Annotated in this window: 18 protein-coding genes; 10 read left to right on the top strand and 8 right to left on the bottom strand. The window is 54.6% G+C overall.

Translation table 11 applies throughout. From position 1 onward, the window contains the following. Positions 1-48 precede the first annotated feature (48 nt). A complete protein-coding gene (gene mnmG, locus TURPA_RS04220; protein ID WP_014802045.1) occupies positions 49-2,010 on the top strand; it encodes a tRNA uridine-5-carboxymethylaminomethyl(34) synthesis enzyme MnmG in 1,962 nt (653 codons plus the stop codon). Positions 2,011-2,014: 4 nt separating this feature from the next. Here mnmG and TURPA_RS04215 read toward each other — a convergent pair whose 3' ends face one another. Beyond that, complete coding sequence (locus TURPA_RS04215) at positions 2,015-4,690, bottom strand: hypothetical protein (protein ID WP_157210391.1); 2,676 nt, start codon at positions 4,688-4,690, stop codon at positions 2,015-2,017. Between TURPA_RS04215 and TURPA_RS04210 the strand changes: the two genes are divergently transcribed. Continuing rightward, positions 4,630-5,871 (top strand): addiction module protein, encoded by a 1,242-nt coding sequence (locus TURPA_RS04210; protein WP_014802043.1) that lies wholly within the window; start codon positions 4,630-4,632, stop codon positions 5,869-5,871. The two genes, TURPA_RS04215 and TURPA_RS04210, sit on opposite strands and share 61 nt — an antisense overlap. 65 nt (positions 5,872-5,936) lie before the next feature. Then, entirely contained in the window at positions 5,937-6,884 is a 948-nt protein-coding gene (locus tag TURPA_RS04205) for a hypothetical protein (protein WP_041948290.1), read from the top strand. On the opposite strand, the gene dtd is transcribed toward TURPA_RS04205, so the two are convergent. Together dtd and TURPA_RS04195 are read right to left on the bottom strand one after the other, a co-directional pair. Then, positions 6,885-7,325 carry a D-aminoacyl-tRNA deacylase gene (gene dtd, locus TURPA_RS04200; RefSeq protein WP_014802041.1) on the bottom strand — a complete coding sequence of 147 codons (441 nt, stop codon included), beginning with the start codon at positions 7,323-7,325 and terminating at the stop codon, positions 6,885-6,887. A 45-nt stretch (positions 7,326-7,370) separates the two neighbouring features. Next, positions 7,371-7,922, bottom strand: coding sequence for a hypothetical protein (locus TURPA_RS04195; RefSeq protein ID WP_041948289.1), 552 nt, complete (start codon positions 7,920-7,922; stop codon positions 7,371-7,373). Between the two features lie 79 nt (positions 7,923-8,001). Here TURPA_RS04195 and TURPA_RS04190 point away from each other — a divergent pair, with 79 nt between their 5' ends. The 3 genes from TURPA_RS04190 (at position 8,002) to TURPA_RS04180 (ending at position 10,259) form a co-directional block, all read left to right on the top strand. Further along, positions 8,002-8,970: a DUF4421 family protein gene (locus TURPA_RS04190; protein WP_041948288.1), complete on the top strand. Its 969-nt coding sequence runs from the start codon at positions 8,002-8,004 to the stop codon at positions 8,968-8,970. Between the two features lie 152 nt (positions 8,971-9,122). Next, positions 9,123-9,773 carry an esterase/lipase family protein gene (locus tag TURPA_RS04185; RefSeq protein WP_053332114.1) on the top strand — a complete coding sequence of 217 codons (651 nt, stop codon included), beginning with the start codon at positions 9,123-9,125 and terminating at the stop codon, positions 9,771-9,773. A 12-nt stretch (positions 9,774-9,785) separates the two neighbouring features. After that, a complete protein-coding gene (locus tag TURPA_RS04180) occupies positions 9,786-10,259 on the top strand; it encodes an SRPBCC family protein (RefSeq protein ID WP_014802037.1) in 474 nt (157 codons plus the stop codon). On the opposite strand, the gene TURPA_RS04175 is transcribed toward TURPA_RS04180, so the two are convergent. Both TURPA_RS04175 and TURPA_RS04170 read right to left on the bottom strand, forming a co-directional pair. Beyond that, complete coding sequence (locus TURPA_RS04175; RefSeq protein WP_014802036.1) at positions 10,250-11,689, bottom strand: NAD(P)H-binding protein; 1,440 nt, start codon at positions 11,687-11,689, stop codon at positions 10,250-10,252. The two genes, TURPA_RS04180 and TURPA_RS04175, sit on opposite strands and share 10 nt — an antisense overlap. 2 nt (positions 11,690-11,691) lie before the next feature. Continuing rightward, the gene (locus TURPA_RS04170; RefSeq protein WP_014802035.1) at positions 11,692-12,390 is read right to left on the bottom strand and encodes an SDR family NAD(P)-dependent oxidoreductase; all 699 of its coding nucleotides are present in this window, start codon (positions 12,388-12,390) and stop codon (positions 11,692-11,694) included. Between the two features lie 190 nt (positions 12,391-12,580). Between TURPA_RS04170 and TURPA_RS04165 the strand changes: the two genes are divergently transcribed. Then, positions 12,581-14,113, top strand: a complete 1,533-nt coding sequence (locus TURPA_RS04165) for a cryptochrome/photolyase family protein (protein ID WP_014802034.1) — start codon at positions 12,581-12,583, stop codon at positions 14,111-14,113. A 23-nt stretch (positions 14,114-14,136) separates the two neighbouring features. Here TURPA_RS04165 and TURPA_RS04160 read toward each other — a convergent pair whose 3' ends face one another. Genes TURPA_RS04160 through TURPA_RS04150 form a run of 3 tightly spaced genes read right to left on the bottom strand, consistent with a single transcriptional unit; the run spans position 14,137 to position 15,036 of the window. After that, entirely contained in the window at positions 14,137-14,361 is a 225-nt protein-coding gene (locus TURPA_RS04160) for a TIGR02450 family Trp-rich protein (RefSeq protein ID WP_014802033.1), read from the bottom strand. Between the two features lie 25 nt (positions 14,362-14,386). Beyond that, positions 14,387-14,785, bottom strand: coding sequence for a type II toxin-antitoxin system VapC family toxin (locus TURPA_RS04155; RefSeq protein ID WP_014802032.1), 399 nt, complete (start codon positions 14,783-14,785; stop codon positions 14,387-14,389). Then, on the bottom strand, positions 14,782-15,036 hold the full coding sequence (locus TURPA_RS04150; protein WP_014802031.1) for a type II toxin-antitoxin system Phd/YefM family antitoxin: 255 nt from the start codon (positions 15,034-15,036) through the stop codon (positions 14,782-14,784). The genes TURPA_RS04155 and TURPA_RS04150 overlap by 4 nt, the downstream gene beginning before the upstream one ends. Before the next feature lie 121 nt (positions 15,037-15,157). Here TURPA_RS04150 and TURPA_RS04145 point away from each other — a divergent pair, with 121 nt between their 5' ends. Genes TURPA_RS04145 through TURPA_RS04135 form a run of 3 tightly spaced genes read left to right on the top strand, consistent with a single transcriptional unit; the run spans position 15,158 to position 16,509 of the window. Next, the gene (locus tag TURPA_RS04145; RefSeq protein WP_014802030.1) at positions 15,158-15,976 is read left to right on the top strand and encodes an SDR family NAD(P)-dependent oxidoreductase; all 819 of its coding nucleotides are present in this window, start codon (positions 15,158-15,160) and stop codon (positions 15,974-15,976) included. A gap of 2 nt (positions 15,977-15,978) precedes the next feature. Continuing rightward, positions 15,979-16,179 carry a 2-hydroxymuconate tautomerase gene (locus TURPA_RS04140; protein ID WP_014802029.1) on the top strand — a complete coding sequence of 67 codons (201 nt, stop codon included), beginning with the start codon at positions 15,979-15,981 and terminating at the stop codon, positions 16,177-16,179. 48 nt (positions 16,180-16,227) lie between these two features. Then, positions 16,228-16,509 carry a hypothetical protein gene (locus tag TURPA_RS04135; protein ID WP_014802028.1) on the top strand — a complete coding sequence of 94 codons (282 nt, stop codon included), beginning with the start codon at positions 16,228-16,230 and terminating at the stop codon, positions 16,507-16,509. Positions 16,510-16,708 lie beyond the last annotated feature (199 nt).

Below are 16,708 nucleotides of genomic sequence, written 5' to 3'. Positions count from 1 at the left end.
GTTACAAGACATCGCTGTACGCGGTGTCTAAACCACCTGCACTGCCCCGTGCACGTCACTGACGAACACTTCAGGTACCCCCGGCAATACGATGCCATCGTCGTCGGCGCAGGCCATGCCGGCTGCGACGCCGCGCATATCTGCGCGAAGGCAGGGCTCAAAACTTTGCTCGTGACAATGTCGCTCGACACGATCGGGCAGATGAGCTGCAATCCTTCTATCGGCGGCGTGGCGAAAGGCCACATGGTGCGCGAGGTCGATGCATTGGGCGGCCTCATGGGTGTCGCCACCGACCGCACCGGCATTCATTACAAGATGCTCAACCGCAGCAAGGGCCCTGCCGTATGGGGCCCGCGCGCACAGGCCGACAAGAAACTTTATCAGAATGAAGTGAAGTTCATTCTCGAATCAACGCCGAATCTTGATATTCTGCAGGATAGTGTTGCGGATTTATTAATTGATCAGACGCCGACCCTTCGACAGGCTCAGGGTGACGGCGGAAAACGGGTGCTCGGGATTATCACCCAACGCAAACTGGAAATCCTCGCACCGGCGGTTGTCATCACTACCGGCACTTTTCTCCGCGGGCTCATTCACGTCGGTGACTTCCAGACGCAGGCCGGCCGCTATGGCGACAAAAGTTCGCAGGAGCTCTCCCCTTCTCTCACGCGCATCGGCTTTGAACTCGGCCGGCTCAAGACCGGCACGCCCCCGCGCGTGCATGGCGATACGATCGATTATTCGGTGATGCAGATCCAGGAGCCCGACGCAGAGCCGCAGCCCTTCAGTTTTTCCTTCGAATATGCAAAGGAAAAACTCTGGCAGAAACAGATCGACTGCCATTTAACTTATACCTCCGCCGAGACGCACAACATTATTCGCGGCGCGCTCGATCGTTCGCCTCTGTATTCAGGCAAGATCAAATCGGTCGGCCCGCGCTACTGCCCTTCAATCGAAGACAAGGTTGTGCGTTTCGCCGAAAAAGAACGCCACCAGATTTTCTTAGAGAAAGAAGGTCTGCGCACTCACGAAGTTTATGTGAATGGCATTTCGACCAGCCTGCCAGAAGATGTGCAGTGGAATATCGTGCGTTCTATCAAGGGCCTCGAGAACGCGCGCATCATGCGCCCCGGTTACGCGGTCGAATATGACTTTATTCAGCCAACCGAACTTTACCCGACGCTCGAAACCAAGAAGGTGCGCGGGCTCTACCTCGCCGGCCAGATCAACGGAACCACGGGCTATGAAGAAGCCGCCGCACAGGGGCTTGTCGCCGGTTACAATATCATCTACCGCGCGCAAGGCCGTGGAGAATTTATTCTGAAGCGCGACGAAGCTTACATCGGCGTCTTGATCGACGACCTCGTCAACAAGGGCGTCGACGAACCCTACCGCATGTTCACCTCACGCGCTGAGCATCGCCTCACCCTGCGCCAGGACAACGCTGATTTTCGCCTGATGAAGTACGCCGCAGAGCTCGGCATCGATGGTGGGCTGATGACACAGTGTACTGAAAAATACGAGCGCTACGCTTCGTACAAGAAGGCGATTGCGGCGAAGAAGCTCAGCACTCATCTTATAGAAAAACTTGCGACGCAGGAAATGAGCGTGCAGAAGGGCCTCACGTATGAGGCCGTGCTACGGCGACCGCAGCTCACCGAAGAGGCAATCCGACTAATTTTTGCTGATTTGTCCCAAACCCCCGGAGGGGGTCTGGGACAAATCAGCAGAGAAGAAGAATTCAAGATCGCGATGGAAGTCAAATACGACGGCTACAACGAGCGCGAATCGAACCGCATCGAACGCCGCCTCGGCAGTGAAGACCGGCCGATACCCGAAGATTTTGACTACGACCAGCTCGACAGCATCAAGTTCGAGGCGCGTGCCAAACTAAAGAAGATTCGGCCGCGCACCGTTGGACAGGCCGCGCGAATCTCAGGGGTTGATCCAAGTGATATTGACATTTTGCTCATTGTGCTAGAAAGCCAGCGGCGGGCGAAGGCAGGCTAAGCGCTCACGGCACCGGCTTATCCCAACTCGGCCCGACGCAATTCGCCGGCGTCGCCTGGCCTGGCGCAGTGCTGGCACAAAACGGCCACTGCACATCTGTCTTGAACAGATTCGGGGTTGGCGTTGTGCATGAGCTGGTTGCTCCAGTGATGAATGCGGCCGTGCAATCTGCCGCCCCGGTTTCAAAGTAGCTGTTGTTGATGGTTCCGTTCGAAACGCCGACCGGAGTCGGTGTACCTGTCAAAACGAATGCGACATTTGCCTCCGATTCAGCATCCGAAGCGGCTTTCTTAAAGACACTGTTGATAATGGTGGCAATATCATTATCGGTATCGGTTGCATCTCGGTTTTGGCGAACATATAGGGCCGAATTGCCGGTCGCATTGTCCAGGTAGTATTCTTGAAGTGAGGTGAACGCAATCGCGGAACCCGCTGTGTTAGTTGTATCGACGAAGACCGCGGCACCTTGTCCTGTGGCCGAATTTCCACGGTACCAATTATAGCGAAGGCCCTTGGTCTGCAGACCTGAGCTGTTTGAATACAAGAAGACCGCACCACCATTACCTGCCGTCGCGTTGTTTTCGAAGTAACTGTGAGTGATGACATTCGCGCCAACACTATATGTCCAAATCGCGCCCCCATTGCCCGAAACGCTATTTTCAGAATAATAATTTCTCAGCGCGACACCTTCGGCCTGCCCACCACCGAAGGTGACAGCGTAATTTTTTACGAAGAAGGAATCAATAACAGAGTTACACGAACCGACGCCGCCTCCCCCTTGTGAAGAACTATTTCCGATGAAGAAACTATTGGTTACTTGATTACAGTTTCGTAGACCACCACCATGGACCCAGCCTTGGGGGGCATTCGACGTGTTATACTCGAATGTAGCTGCGCTAACGCTGGTTACACCCGGAATGCCTGCCAGGCCGCCACCACCGCTTCCCGTGTTGTTTTGAAACGTGGCATTCGTAACGACTGTTTTGGTAGGCCCGTACGCTGCCAGCGCCCTGTTTAAATTTTGTCTGAAGAAGACGTCATCGACCTTTAGATTGACATCGCTCCTAAATTCTGCTCCATACTCATAGTAGATGTGGCGCAACACGCTGCCATTGGCGTAATCATCAGTCGCACCAGCGTACGCTGTGGGGCTCGCCGTCGACTCCAGTACTACGCCAAGGTGTGGAACTGGCGGACTTGCGTCACTGACTGAAGTAATGCGCGTCATGCCGCTGCCAGTGTCGGCAGGCAAAAACGCAGCGGCGTTGCGAAATGTTAGGCGTCCGGTACTCGACATCAAGATCAGTGCACCGCGTTCGATTTCCAGTCGCGCACCGGCATCAAAGATTACCGAACCCGTGATGCAATAAGGCGAGCCTGCGATGGTCCAGCTCTGGTTCGTGGTGTAAGTAATAGCTGCGATATTCGTGACGCACCCGCCCGTACCAAAGGTCGTTGCACTTGCTGTACCCTGTAAAAGAGTGACGGCCGCGTTATCTTTTATCGTCACCCTGTAAGAATGCGTACTGGCTGCCGCGAGCGCTGTGTGGTAATAATAATGCAGGCTACCCGAAAAATTGGCTATCTGGGCATAGTTGCCGGGCGTCAACTCTTCCTCCACGATGACATCAAATGCCTCAGGAATTCTTGTCCAGTTTAGACGTATCTTGTTGCTGGCAATGGGTATCGCCATCACGCGAAAGTTCGCAAGCGTGGCCAGCGCCGCTGTTTGTATGTTCAACGGGCCAGACTCGCCTTTGATAGCTGCATCTGACTGCAGCGCAACCCTTACTCTGAGGGCAAAGACTGCTATGTTATACAAAGCCGAGACAGTGAGGACCCCATTGACAAATCCCGAAGCAGGCGAAGTGACCGTCAGAGTGCCCGAGGCACTCGATGGTGTAATCAACACACCCGCATCGTTGGGAGTACTGAAGGATGTCAGCGTTGCGCCATTCACATCCTTTGCTGTGATCGTGACGTTGAACGAGGTGTTTATTTGCGTCGTGGTCGGTATCGTCACGTCGAAATGGTGCAACGTCGGCTCGTTATAGACAGAAATCTTGTTTGATGAGGCAGTGATCGATGTGCCGGCGGCCGCAAGCTGCAAGATGATGGTATCAAGGCTACCGACGCCGACAGTCGTCGTGTAAGATAGCGTGATGCGCGTTTTGCCCTGCGACCATGGCTCTATATTGCTGATGTTGAGGGTACCAGCACCGCTTGATGTCACCGACAGCTGGTTTTGGAAATTCAGATCCAGGGTGTTTATATTCCTCTTGCGGGCTGTGACCGTGACCACAAAGTTTTTGCCCGAACTCACGAGCGATTCCGTTTCAATCGCCAAATACGTATCGGCTTTAATGAAGGCGAGATCCAGCAGCTGCTCAGTCGATGTGCCGCTGCAGCGAGAGAATAACAAGACAAAAAAAGCGCCCAGCCTCCCGATATTCTCGCCAAATTTCCGAATTTGTGCCCAACACTGCATAGTGACGCCGAAGACGGCACACATTCGGTGTCGGTCAAGACATAGGTGTGTTATCCCACCCCCCTGAACAGGGGTGCAGGTATAACCGTAAAGAATTGACGCCAAATTGTTTTCTCTCGATACCCGCCACCGTGTCAAAAACTGTCCTGGCCTTGGCAGTACTCCTTCTGCACTTACAATCAAACTCCACATATGCGGAAGATAAACCTGCGGCCAGCCCAGCATCACCCAAGATCGGTATCGTGCAGCGCCGGGTGCTGATCTTCGATTTCGAGAACCAGACGGGCAAGATCGAATTCGACTATCTCTCTGGCAGCATCTCGGACGCGCTCGCCGACTCGATTAAAAAAACCGGGAAGTTCAGGCTCATGCTGCGCGAGGATGCGCGGGTGAATGCTATCGCGGACGGGTCACCGGCACCTGCTAATGCCGCTCCAGCTGAAGCGAATTCGGCTCAGAGCACGAGCAGCGAACCGACTATGGCAAACACCCCACCCAAGGTGAATGTAGCGGTGAACCGTAACGATGCAATCAAACGCGGCCGCGATGCCGGTGCCGATGTCGTGGTGCTGGGCAAGTTCAGCGAACTGAACGGGGTACTGCTGATGAGCGCGCAAGCCTATGAAGCAGACACCCGGCTGCTCAAGGTTGCTGAAGAAATACTCACCAAGTCAGACAGCGAGATGTTTAATGGCATCAATATACTCGCCAACAAGATCGCCGAATCGATGGCACGCGAACTACCGATGTTCGATGCCGCTGAGGCCGAAAGACGCAATGCCGAAGCAAACCGCAACAAAGCCGAAGCGCGTGATTGGGAGATACAAATTTTCGCTGGTATGCCGCTGCTACATCCACTCTACAGCAGTGACGGTACAATCACCTATGATAAAGGCATACCAGTGCAAAAACTGACGGGGTATTCCCTCGGCGCGGCGGGTTATTTCACCGGCCTTTCGCAAAAATTGTTCTTCATGCCGAAAGAATCACGCGTGGGCCTGCAGAGCAAGATCACGCTCTTGAGTGGCCAAAGTGACATAGTGGGAGCTAACTCACTCATGCTGGTTCAGTCCGCATCGCTGAGTGGCGTCTTTGTTTCGAATCATGCAATATTGGGAATACCCTACCTGCAATCGGGACGCTGGCTGGCATTCGCCGAAGCAGGCCCGGGGCTTGTTTACACACGGCTCGCGACAACCGACAGCACTGTCTTTTCGAGCTGGCAGCCGAGTGCCGTCATCGGCACCTCGGGCGCGTACCACTTCTCTTACTGGAGCCTTGGCCTCAGTTACCGCGCGCAAGTCACCATGTTCTCTGCCAATCAGGTGTTCATGCAGCACGATCTTTGGTTTTATGCGGGGGTGAGGTTATGAGACGCGCACGCCTCACCCCCTTCGCTACGCTCCTCTCCTTCGCGTTCCTGACCGCCTGCACAGCGATGGAGCAGAAGGACGCATTTCTCGACAGCCTGCCGAGGCCAGTGGAAAATGTGATCTTCAGAGATGATTTTGACAATGGTCTTGCCCAGTGGAATCAGACCTCGGGTACCTGGTTGACCTCCACACCCGCCATGAACGGCCTCGCATTGCAGGCTCCTTCGAGCGCAACGGCCGCCACCTTCAATATCTCGACGGCAGCGACACTTGACCTGACTGGAAAAACCGGCTGTGTACTCGAATATGACACACAGTTTCTGCTCAAAGGTGAAGTAGGCGTATCGGCGAATGTACAGTTTGGTTCAACCGTCGTCGGCACGTTTAAAGATACGAGCGGAGCATCTGATATCTCGAGCGCGACCAGTTTTGTCCGCAGAAAAGCTCTCTTACCGGCGAACGGTACTGGGCGCATTTCATTTGTCTCAAGCGTGACAAACAACACCACTGGCTTCGCCGATTGGCGCATTGACAACGTTGTCGTAAGGTGTAACGACAAGGCCTCAACGAGCACAACTGTGCTCGATGATAATTTCAATGTCTCAGCGGCCAACTGGTCTCTGAACAGCTTATGGACCTTTAATGCGACAGCAGGGTTCGGCGGTACAGGGGGGCTCGTGACTATTGGCGGTGGTGGCAACGCATACACAGGAACAAGCAACGCAACCTATGTTCCGTCGATTAGTCTTTCTGGCCGCTTCGGCTGTGAATTGCAGATGTTCTACAACCATTCGAACAGCGCAGCCGAGAACTGCCTGGCGATCAACTGGAATAGCAATCGCATCTGGGCGCATTGTGGTACCGGTACCGCCGGTACGCTCAGGTTACTGTTGACGGCGAACGAAGACACGACGGCAAATACCCTGCAATTCCGCTGCATCGATGCCAACGGGGCGCTCGGAGGCAATAATACCTGCACCGTCGACCAGCTGACGCTCACCTGCCAGCAGTAATTAAGCCTTGAGCCAAATCGTCACCGGCCCGTCATTGACCAGGCTCACCTGCATGTCTGCAGCGAATCGGCCGGTCTTGATCTCTTTGCCCAGTAGTTGGCCGAGCTCGGCGACGAAGAATTCGTAGAGCGGGATTGCAAGCTCTGCCTTCGCGGCATCGACGAACGACGGCCGGTTGCCCTTCTGCGTGTCGGCCATGAGAGTGAACTGAGACACAACGAGTACTTCGCCTTGGATATCAGCGACGCTCAGGTTCATCTTGCCGGCCTCGTCGCTGAAGATGCGCAGCGCTGCGGTCTTTTTGGCAAGCGCCGATGCCAGGGATTCATGGTCATCGTGACCGACGCCGAGCAATACGAGAAGGCCTGGGCCAATTTCTGATACGCGCTCGCCGGCAATATCGACGGCGGCTGAACGAACCCTTTGCAAGAGTGCAACCATAACGGATTAGCTGTTTAACGTCATGGCGGTTGACGGCCTGCGAGACTAACGCTTCTGTTTTTTCGGTTGTTTTCGGGCCAAGGCTTTATCAGAAAAGACCTTGCACAAGTGGTGAGAGTTTTCACCGAAAGTGTCGGCTATATTTTCGGCTTTGTACTTTTTGGCGTCGCGCAGCCAGGCATAGTTAAGAACCAGCAATTCACTTTCTAACTTGTATTTTGATTTTTCTTCGCCTTCGATTGCACCGCATTTTGGCATTTGAAATCTTAACAACACTTCGCCCGTGATATAGAGGGCCCGTTCATCGGCGAGACCTCTCACGTGACAAGGGCGAATTTCGGTCTTTGTCACGCGAATCATTTCGTACGCGGGCGTTTGGCAATGATAACATTCGCGATAAATGATAGAATTCTCGGGCATGTGCTCGGCAATCTGTTCAACCGCGCCCTCGACGAGGCATTCTTGCGGGTCTGCCATAATGGGCAGTGATAGAGCGAAAATCGCGATAACCAGAAATCTTAACATGAACCAGAGTAAAAAGATTAGACGCACGATAAAGAATTCGAAGCGGTCGCTGTGGCTTTTAAGAAAGATCAAGAATGTCTTGATGGAGTCTGAATCTTCTCTTCAACCATTTGACTTGACCGCGTTGATCGGGGTGCGCATTAGAATCAGTATGTCGTTCAGGCTGCGGTTTCGATTCTTTGTTACAATCATGATTCTGTTTACTGTGCATACCGAAGCGCAGGAAAAAAAGCCCGAGCGCGAACCACTTGTGATGCGGTTTGCGGGTGAAAGCCGTTCGCTTTCACTGAATCTAAGCGATCAAACACCAGAAGGGCTGATTCCGGTATCGTACGAACCCAATACGCCTTTCTTGGCAGGTTTGGGGCTAAACTATGGAGATTTTGGTTTCATGGTCGATTTTAAAGTTCCTGGAATCGACAAAGACACTTCGCGTTACGGCACTACGCGAGCTCAAGATCTGCAGGGCTACTATTACGCAGAACGGGTGGGGGTTGATCTGTTCTACCAAAACTATTCCGGCTTTTATGCCGATTACCCGAATGGCAAAACGGACAATAGCATCGCCGATATTCGCAGCGATCTGCGCGTCACCAATCTTGGCACAAACGTTTATTTTTCCCTTACCGATAGTTTCTCGTTAAAACCTGCATTCAGGCAAGCGGGCTGGCAAGATGGTTTTCATCTGGGTTTCTTACTCGGCGCTTCGGCGAACGCTTTCATGGTCAGCAGTTCAACGACAATTATTCCAGCGACTCTCGAGGCTCGGTTTCCGCAGTATACAGGCTACCGTGGTGGCCAGTACCTAAATCTCTCAGTGATGCCCGGGCTTGGCCTTTCATATGCCGACAAGGGAGCTTTTTTCATCACCGTAATATTGATGCTCGGTGGCGGTGCGACGCATGCGACGATAGATGTCAATGCAGGTAGTTCGACCACAGTCACAGATAACTTCAAGGGCAATGCCAAGATCAATCTGGGAGCGCGTACCGAATCGCTCGTCGTCGGCATTGCCATGATTGCAGACTTCACAGGTGTAAGCGCCTTTTCAGGTAGCACGTTTCAACTTGGCGCAGGGCTTGCCCTATTCAATGTGTACGCCAGTTACGCCATATATTGAACCCGGTTTCGGCTGCTGAAAACCGTACGCTGTTTTTGCTGGTCGTTCGGGACTCTGCGAGTTAGCTTGCGAAAGTGACGAAACCGCCGCGAAGTTATCTAGCCATAGACACCAGACGTGAACTCTCTCCCCAACCGCCGTCGCGTTGGGGATTGTGGCGAGAAGCTGCGGTTGCGCTCGAGCTGGCAAATCTGGCGCTGCGATACCCTGCACTCACGCGCGGTAAACGCCCCTTCAATCACCCCGTTATCCTTTTTCCCGGTTTCGGCACGGACGAAGTTGCCATGACTGTGCTGCACCATTACCTCAAAACCATCGGCGCCGAAGTGCACCACTGGGGCCTCGGTCGCAACCACGGTTATGTGCCCGATCTGCTCGCGCAGGCCATTCAGCGGCTCAAAGAATTTACAGCCGATGGCCTGCAGGTGCACCTCGTCGGCTGGAGTCTCGGCGGTTATATTGCGCGCGAGGTAGCGCGCGAACTGCCCGAGCAGGTGGCGCATGTGGTGACTTTGGGCTCGCCAGTAGTGGGAGGTCCAAAATTCACGGCGGTTGGCGAGCTCTACAAGAGTTGGGGTTTCGATCTCGAGGCCATGGCGCGCGATGTCGAAATGCGCTCCGCTGTGCCGATAAAAAACGCAATTCTTGCGATCTACTCCAAGGCCGATGCAGTGGTCGACTGGCGCGCGTGCATCGACCAGCGTTCACCCAACGTAACGCACGCCGAAGTGAGCGGTTCACATCTTGGTCTGGTGGTCAATGCAAAGGCCTTTGAACTCGTGCGAGATTTTCTGAGCGCCTAATTAGAGAGAATAATGACAACACAAAACTTTCAGAAAAAATCAAAAATGCCCGCGACTGCTGCTCGCCTTTTTGCTTTTCACGAACGGCCCGATGCGTTTGCACTGCTGCAACCGCCCTGGCAGACGACAGAGGTTATTCAGCCGCCGACCTCGCTCGCCGTCGGTACGCGCGTGATACTCAAGACCAAGATCGGGCCGCTGTGGCAAACTATAGAAGCCGAGCATGTGGAGTATGAGGCAGGGCGCATGTTTGCCGACCGCATGGTCAAAGGCCCTTTTCGCTACTGGCTGCACCGGCATATTGTCGAGGCGGTTTCAGAAAACGAATCGATCCTCATTGACGACATCGAATATGCACTGCCGCTCGGCCCCGTGGGTGCTTTTTTCGGCGGATGGTTTGCGCGGCGAGAACTCGAGCGGCTGTTTGACTATCGCCACCGGGTGACACGCGAAACGATTCTGGCAGGGCCTCAGCGTCAGGGTTGAATATCTCCTTTGTGCCTTCGACCTTTGAGATAATCCCTAAACCGACCCATCACCCAAGCATGAAACGGCGCCTGCGAGTTGGTGTAGATCGGCCAGGGCAGCGCGGGCTCAAAATCGTGAATCGCCGCGAGCGCCTGCGAACCCGACGCGAGCAGTCTGAACTCAAGCCGGCCCGAGAGTGAAGTGTGTTTGCGTGCGAGCGCGCCACCTGTGATGTAATAGAGCGCGCGCGTGCGGTCTGAGCGTTCGGCCGAATAGTCGAGCCGCAAGAGTTCGATGCCATTGGCTGCAAACACCAGATTGCGCTGCCGCATGGTCACGGTGATCAGCCCGCGAAAGAAGCGGCCGAGCCAAATGCCGTAGCGCCGCGCTATCCAGTCGGCGTCGCGACCTTGCGGCACATTGAGCCGTTGTACAGACCTGACACTGCGGTCAGTGGATGCGCCGGCCCGCGGCATCATAAGATTTACCGGTTTCGAGGCTTCAGCCTGCTCAAGCATGAGTTCGAGTGTTTGCGGTTCGCGGCCGAGAAGTTCGGGCAAGCCATTCGGTTCTGCGACCATGTCGTGCTTGAGACTTTCGACCAGCGGTTCAACGAGTGTCTTTGAGGCCCCTGAAAAGAAGCGTACCCAAAGCTTACTGAGAGCATATGAATTGACCGGCACGGTCAGCACAGCGAGCCTGCGGTTATAGACTCGCGCGGCCGTCTGCATCAGCTCAACATAACTCACCACGCGGCGCGTGCCGATATTGAATGCCAGATAATTCTCATGAGCGGTACCTGTGGTGTTGGCACAGAAGGTCTGCAGCTCTTTCCAGCTGCGCTCGCAACCGGCAACCAGCGCTGCCGTGGCGTCGTCCAGGCCCACCGGGTTTGAACGCGAGCGCGTCCACGCGGGGCAGACCATCACCGGCAGCCGCTTCACCAGCCGCGCGAGAATGCGGTACGAAGAACCGCCCGCGCCGATGACGAGGCCTGCGCGCAACGCCACGAGCGGTGTACCGTATGCGGCAAGAGTTTGTTCTACCTCGAGGCGGCTGCGCAGGTGCTGCGAGAGTTCACCTGGCGGAATAATGCCGCCAATGTAGACAATGCGCTCGATCTTGTTTTTGCGGCAGGCGCGCGCGAAGTTGTCGGCGACCAGAACGTCGAGGTCTTCGAAGTTCGCCTGCGTCATGCGGTTGTTCGGCAGCATCGAGTGAATAAGGTAGACGGCGCGGTCGCAGCCGGCGAGAGCCTCGTCGACCTGCTTCAGCGAAAAGACATCGCACTGCCGCGTCTCGAGGTTGGGTCTTGGGTTACCATTGGCGACTGAGCGTGCCAGTATACGCACCCTGTGGCCGCGGTTCAAAAGTTCGACAGCCAGCGCTTTGCCTGCAAAACCGCTGCCGCCGGCGATCGCAATTGTCAGAGGGCGCTGGATTTCCATAGCTATGCGCGGGCTTTCGGGTGCACCATACTCAGGCCGCCGTCGACGGCAATGACTTGCCCTGTAATGAAACTGTTGCCCGGGTCGAGTAAAAAGCAGATCGCGCGCGCGATTTCTTCGGCTGAGCCGATTCTGCCGAGCGCATGCATTGCCTCTGAAACTTTGCGCGCTGCCGGGTTCGTCGTCAATTGCTGCGTCAGTGGCGTTTCGGTGAGACCCGGCGCAACGGCGTTGAAGCGCAGGTTGCTCGCAGCATATGTCGCTGCGGCGGAGCGCACGAGGCCAATAATACCGGCCTTAGCAGCCGCAATCGCTTCGTGGTTGGCGTAGCCCGCCATCGCTGCAGCCGAAGAAACCAATACCACAGACCCTCCGCCGCGCATATGTTTACCGGCAGCGCGCACGACGGCAAACGCCGTCTTGAGCGATGCTACCATCACCTCATCAAACTGACCCGCAGTCGTCAGGTGTGCGGGCTTTAAGAGCAGCGAACCCGCGCAATTCACCACGCCGTCGACCGCACCCACACCCTCAAAGACCTGCTCGACAGCCTCGAAATCTGAGGCGTCGACGGTGAAGTCAGGGTTGATTTTAGCAGCGTTGCGCGCGGTGGTTACCACATCGTGCCCCTGCTCACGCAATTCTGCGACCACCGCCTGACCGATGCCGCTTGAGGCGGCGAATACGAGATATTTCGCCATGCCTATGAATCTAACAAACGAGACATGATTCGTGTGTTAGCTTTTTGGTAAACATTGGACATTGTTTTTCAACCGCGAATGAATGGGTGCGAAAGGCCGCTATGTTTTGCCAGAGCTGTGTGGTGGTTGGGCTGTCGAAGCTGGTTGAATCTTCGCCTTGCCGCGCGGCCGCGCCGGCATTCAACGCTGCATGGCCGGTGCACTTCGCCTCATCTTGGGCGATCAACTTTCACACGAGATCGCATCGCTCGCTGATATCGACGCGCAGCTCGATGTGGTGCTGATCTGCGAGGTGATGGCTGAGGCGACTTATGTGCGCCACCATCCGAAGAAGATTGCATTTTTGTTCGCGGCGATGCGGCATTTCGCAGCAGAGCTTCAGGCGAAAGGGTTCACGGTACGCTATGTGAAGCTCACCGACGCGGCAAATACCGGTTCGATCGACGGTGAAGTCAGGCGCGCGCTGGCAGAGCAATTGCTCACTCGCCTAGTTGCAACTGAACCCGGCGAATATCGCCTGCGCGAAGTGATGCGCAGCTGGCAGACGATCGACGGTGTGGATTTCGAAATGCGCGAAGACGTTCGCTTTCTTGCATCACACGCCGATTTTGAACGCTGGGCTGAAGGCAAGAAGCAGCTGCGCATGGAATTTTTTTACCGTGAAATGCGCCGCCGTTACAATATCTTGATGGACAAAGACGGTTTGCCCGAAGGCGGCGCGTTTAATTTCGATCGGGAAAACCGCAAGCCACCGCCGAGGGGCCTGGCATCGCCACGGCGCATTAGCCACAAGAAGTCGCAGATTACCCGCGAGGTGCTCGAACTCGTGCGGCAGAAGTTCTCTGGGCACTTTGGAAGGCTTGAGCCATTTCATTTTGCGGTGACACGTGACGAAGCGCTGCTTGAATTACAGCACTTCATCGCAATGCTCTTACCCCATTTCGGCGATTATCAGGATGCCATGGTTACGGGCGAAGCTTATCTCTACCATTCGCTGCTATCCTGTTATCTCAACGCGGGACTCTTGCAGCCGCTCGAAATCTGCCGCGCAGCTGAAAGAGCATACCGGTCGGGTGCTGTGCCGCTTGCGTCGGCAGAAGGTTTCATTCGGCAGATTCTCGGTTGGCGCGAATACGTGCGCGGTATCTATTGGCATGCGATGCCCGACTATGCAAAGCTGAATTTTTTTAACGCCAAAAGGCCCCTGCCAGAATTCTACTGGTCGGGCGAAACCGAGATGTTCTGCATCGCCGAAGCGGTGAGACACACCCACGAACACGCGTATTCGCACCATATTCAGCGGTTGATGATCACGGGCAACTTCGCTTTGCTCGCAGGCCTCGACGTCGAGGCAGTGTGCGAGTGGTATCTCGCAGTCTATGCCGATGCATTCGAATGGGTAGAGCTGCCAAATACTCTGGGCATGGCTCTTTTCGCCGACGGCGGCATCATGGCCTCGAAGCCTTATGCTGCGAGCGGCAAATATATTTCACGCATGAGCAATTTCTGCCGGCATTGCCGGTTCGACTCGAAAGAGACTACAACCGAGAATGCCTGCCCGTTCAATGCTCTCTACTGGGATTTTCTGGCCAGAAACGAGCGCTTGCTCCGTAAAAACCATAGACTCGTCTATACATACGCAACCTGGGACAAAATGGCTCAAGATGCGAAAGAGCTCATTCGCAAGAAAGCGGCGCAGTTTCTGGGTGATGGCATGGTTTAGAAAAATTATAGATCCCCATTTTGCTAATGCCAACCCGAAGTGTAATTCGCTGCGTTGGTCAGTTCTGACAACGGCAGAATGAAGCTGCGCCTCGTGACAACGCATTCAAGCTTGAGTTCGCGGCGCTTGTGATCGGCGATGCGGGTTACAAGAAAATGTTTCTCGCCATTGGTTGGGTTGGCCGCCGTCCATTTTGAACCGATAATTTTGCTGAACGGTACTTTCGCTTGCTTCGCCGGTTTGCCCATATTTGCAATCTTGGTGGGGCCTGGGTCACCAAACCCACTTCAGCCCCAGCGCCTGGTACTCGCTCAGTTGCGCTTCTGCGCTCACCAAAGTCAGGCCGCGTGAAACCGCCTGCCATATCAGCATGCGGTCAAACGGATCAGAATGGATATGCCGCGGTACGTTGGCAAACCCCAGCGCGTCTTGCTCGCTGACTGTAATAAATTTGAACCCTTGTTCTTTGGCTGCCTCAAGCAGACTATCTGGTCCGCCGCCTTTCAAATTCAGCTTTCCAATTGAAAACTTGAGTGAAATTTCCCAGAAACTGATGCTCGAAAAATAAACCGAGGTTTCTGGCATGAGAAGCCTTTTCATGGTCTTGCCAGAAATTTTTTTCGGCTCCGTCAAGAACCAGATCAATGCACGCGTATCGAGTAGGTAAGTCACGAGTCCAGAAATTCTTGATCGGTCATTTTGAAGTCTTTTCCAAAGAAGACTTCTACTTTGCCTGCCAGGGTGCCAGCCTGCCGTTTCGTTTTTCCCGCGGTCAGGCGCCGGTATTTTTCGTACGGCACCAACACGGCAATTTTCTCGTGGCGCCGCCCGTACTCGAGCACGACCTCTTCACCGTTGCGAACCTTCGCCAGAACATCGGAGAATCGTGCCTTGAAATCGGCAACCATCAGCGCATCTTGCATGACATGTTGACATTCTGTATATGTCAAGGTGTCAACTTAAAAGGAGGGTCGCCTGTAGGTAAAAGTGAACAAGGCGTCAGTTTTGCTTTGCGGCCTGTCGCATGCCACGAATGCATCCCATATGAAGAACTTTCAAGGCCGTGTGGCCGTCATCACCGGTGCGGGGTCGGGTATTGGCCGCGCACTCGCGCTCAACCTCGCTGAAAAAGGCTGCAAGCTTGCGCTCAGCGATATTCGCCTCGAGAGTGTGCAAGAAACGGCCAAACTTTGCGAGCGTTTCACGCGCGATGTCATTGCCGACGCGCTCGATGTCGCCGATAAAAATGCGATGATGGCTTACCCCGAAAAGGTGGTGGCAAAATTCGGCGGAGTTCATATCGTCATCAATAATGCCGGCGTTGCGGTATCGGCTACCGTCGAAGAAACGAGCATCGAAGACTACGAGTGGCTCATGGGCATCAACTGGTGGGGAGTTCTCTACGGGACCAAATTTTTTCTGCCTTACCTGCAAAAGGCCGACGAAGCACACATCGTGAATATCTCGAGTGTGTTCGGCATCATTGGCGTGCCCACGCAGTCGGCATACAATGCGGCGAAATTTGCCGTGCGGGGCTTTACTGAATCACTCAGGCAAGAGTTGGCTGACACCCACATCGGCGTGAGCTGCGTGCACCCTGGCGGCATCAAAACGAACATCGCGGCGTACGCGCGTTACAAGACCGGCCCCAACGGCGATACAAGCCATGCGACTGCCGCCGAAAAATTCGCCAAACTCGCGCGCACCACGCCCGAAGAAGCTGCTGCAACGATCGTGAAGGGTATTGAGAAAAAATCACCGCGCGTGCTGATCGGCGCCGACGCGGTGGCGATCGACGTTATGGCACGCTCGATGCCTGAAAGTTATACGACAGTTCTTGGTCAGCTTCTTAAGCTCGGCTGATTATGCCATACGTCAATATACAGATAACCAAGGGTGCCACGCGCGAACAGCGCTCTGAGCTCGTGAAAGATGTCACCGCCTCACTCGTGAGAATTCTGGGCAAGAAGCCCGAACACACGCATATCGTCATTCAAGAGATCGAAGAAGACCATTGGGGCTTCGCCGGTATGCTCACCGAAGATTACAAGAAACGCAATCCGTAATTTATTTCATCTGATTGACACATCGGCGAATCTCGGCAAACGGGAAACATGGCCGCCGGTGATGGAAACCCTCTGCAAAAGTTCGCGATGCAGATTCTGCTGCTCGTGGTCGGTGTCGCGTTGGTTCTCTCGCGCGATTATTGGGGCAAGCCCCATGCCGTTCTGCTGGCCGGCGTCTTCTTTCTGAACTTATTGTGGATTACCGTTGTTCTGGGCCACGACCTGCCGATCTGGTCGTGGCTGCGCAACAACATCGTGGGTAATCTCGCGATGATCTTGATTATTCTCGCGAATATTGTGGCAATTGTCGTCAGCGCGGTGTTTTACTGATTTTCTTGAGCAGGCTCCGGAAAAACTCCCGCAAGAGCGAAAAGCCTCGTCATTTGCCTGCGCAAATGACTGCTAAAGCGCGTCGTCGCTTGCTGGGCAAGCGACTTTGCTGCTTTTCGCTTTTGCGGTTCCGGATGCCTGCTAAGAGGTTTCTTTTTCAGCAACCCGTTAGAGCGTTGATGGCTGGCTATTTCTGTGG

The sequence above is a fragment of the Turneriella parva DSM 21527 genome (assembly GCF_000266885.1).
In the GTDB taxonomy this organism is placed as follows: domain Bacteria; phylum Spirochaetota; class Leptospiria; order Turneriellales; family Turneriellaceae; genus Turneriella; species Turneriella parva.
Note: the sequence above shows the minus strand (reverse complement) of the source record. Positions and strands in the feature narration are given on the sequence as shown.

Coding starts and splice junctions, on each gene's coding strand:
- TURPA_RS04145 (WP_014802030.1), top strand. CDS start 15,158: ATGAAGAACTTTCAAGGCCGTGTGGCCGTCATCACCGGTGCGGGGTCG.
- TURPA_RS04170 (WP_014802035.1), bottom strand. CDS start 12,390: ATGGCGAAATATCTCGTATTCGCCGCCTCAAGCGGCATCGGTCAGGCG.
- dtd (WP_014802041.1), bottom strand. CDS start 7,325: ATGGTTGCACTCTTGCAAAGGGTTCGTTCAGCCGCCGTCGATATTGCC.
- TURPA_RS04205 (WP_041948290.1), top strand. CDS start 5,937: ATGGAGCAGAAGGACGCATTTCTCGACAGCCTGCCGAGGCCAGTGGAA.
- TURPA_RS04175 (WP_014802036.1), bottom strand. CDS start 11,689: ATGGAAATCCAGCGCCCTCTGACAATTGCGATCGCCGGCGGCAGCGGT.
- TURPA_RS04165 (WP_014802034.1), top strand. CDS start 12,581: ATGGCCGGTGCACTTCGCCTCATCTTGGGCGATCAACTTTCACACGAG.
- TURPA_RS04150 (WP_014802031.1), bottom strand. CDS start 15,036: ATGCAAGATGCGCTGATGGTTGCCGATTTCAAGGCACGATTCTCCGAT.
- TURPA_RS04180 (WP_014802037.1), top strand. CDS start 9,786: ATGACAACACAAAACTTTCAGAAAAAATCAAAAATGCCCGCGACTGCT.
- TURPA_RS04160 (WP_014802033.1), bottom strand. CDS start 14,361: ATGGGCAAACCGGCGAAGCAAGCGAAAGTACCGTTCAGCAAAATTATC.
- TURPA_RS04190 (WP_041948288.1), top strand. CDS start 8,002: ATGTCGTTCAGGCTGCGGTTTCGATTCTTTGTTACAATCATGATTCTG.
- TURPA_RS04140 (WP_014802029.1), top strand. CDS start 15,979: ATGCCATACGTCAATATACAGATAACCAAGGGTGCCACGCGCGAACAG.
- TURPA_RS04135 (WP_014802028.1), top strand. CDS start 16,228: ATGGCCGCCGGTGATGGAAACCCTCTGCAAAAGTTCGCGATGCAGATT.
- TURPA_RS04215 (WP_157210391.1), bottom strand. CDS start 4,690: ATGTGGAGTTTGATTGTAAGTGCAGAAGGAGTACTGCCAAGGCCAGGA.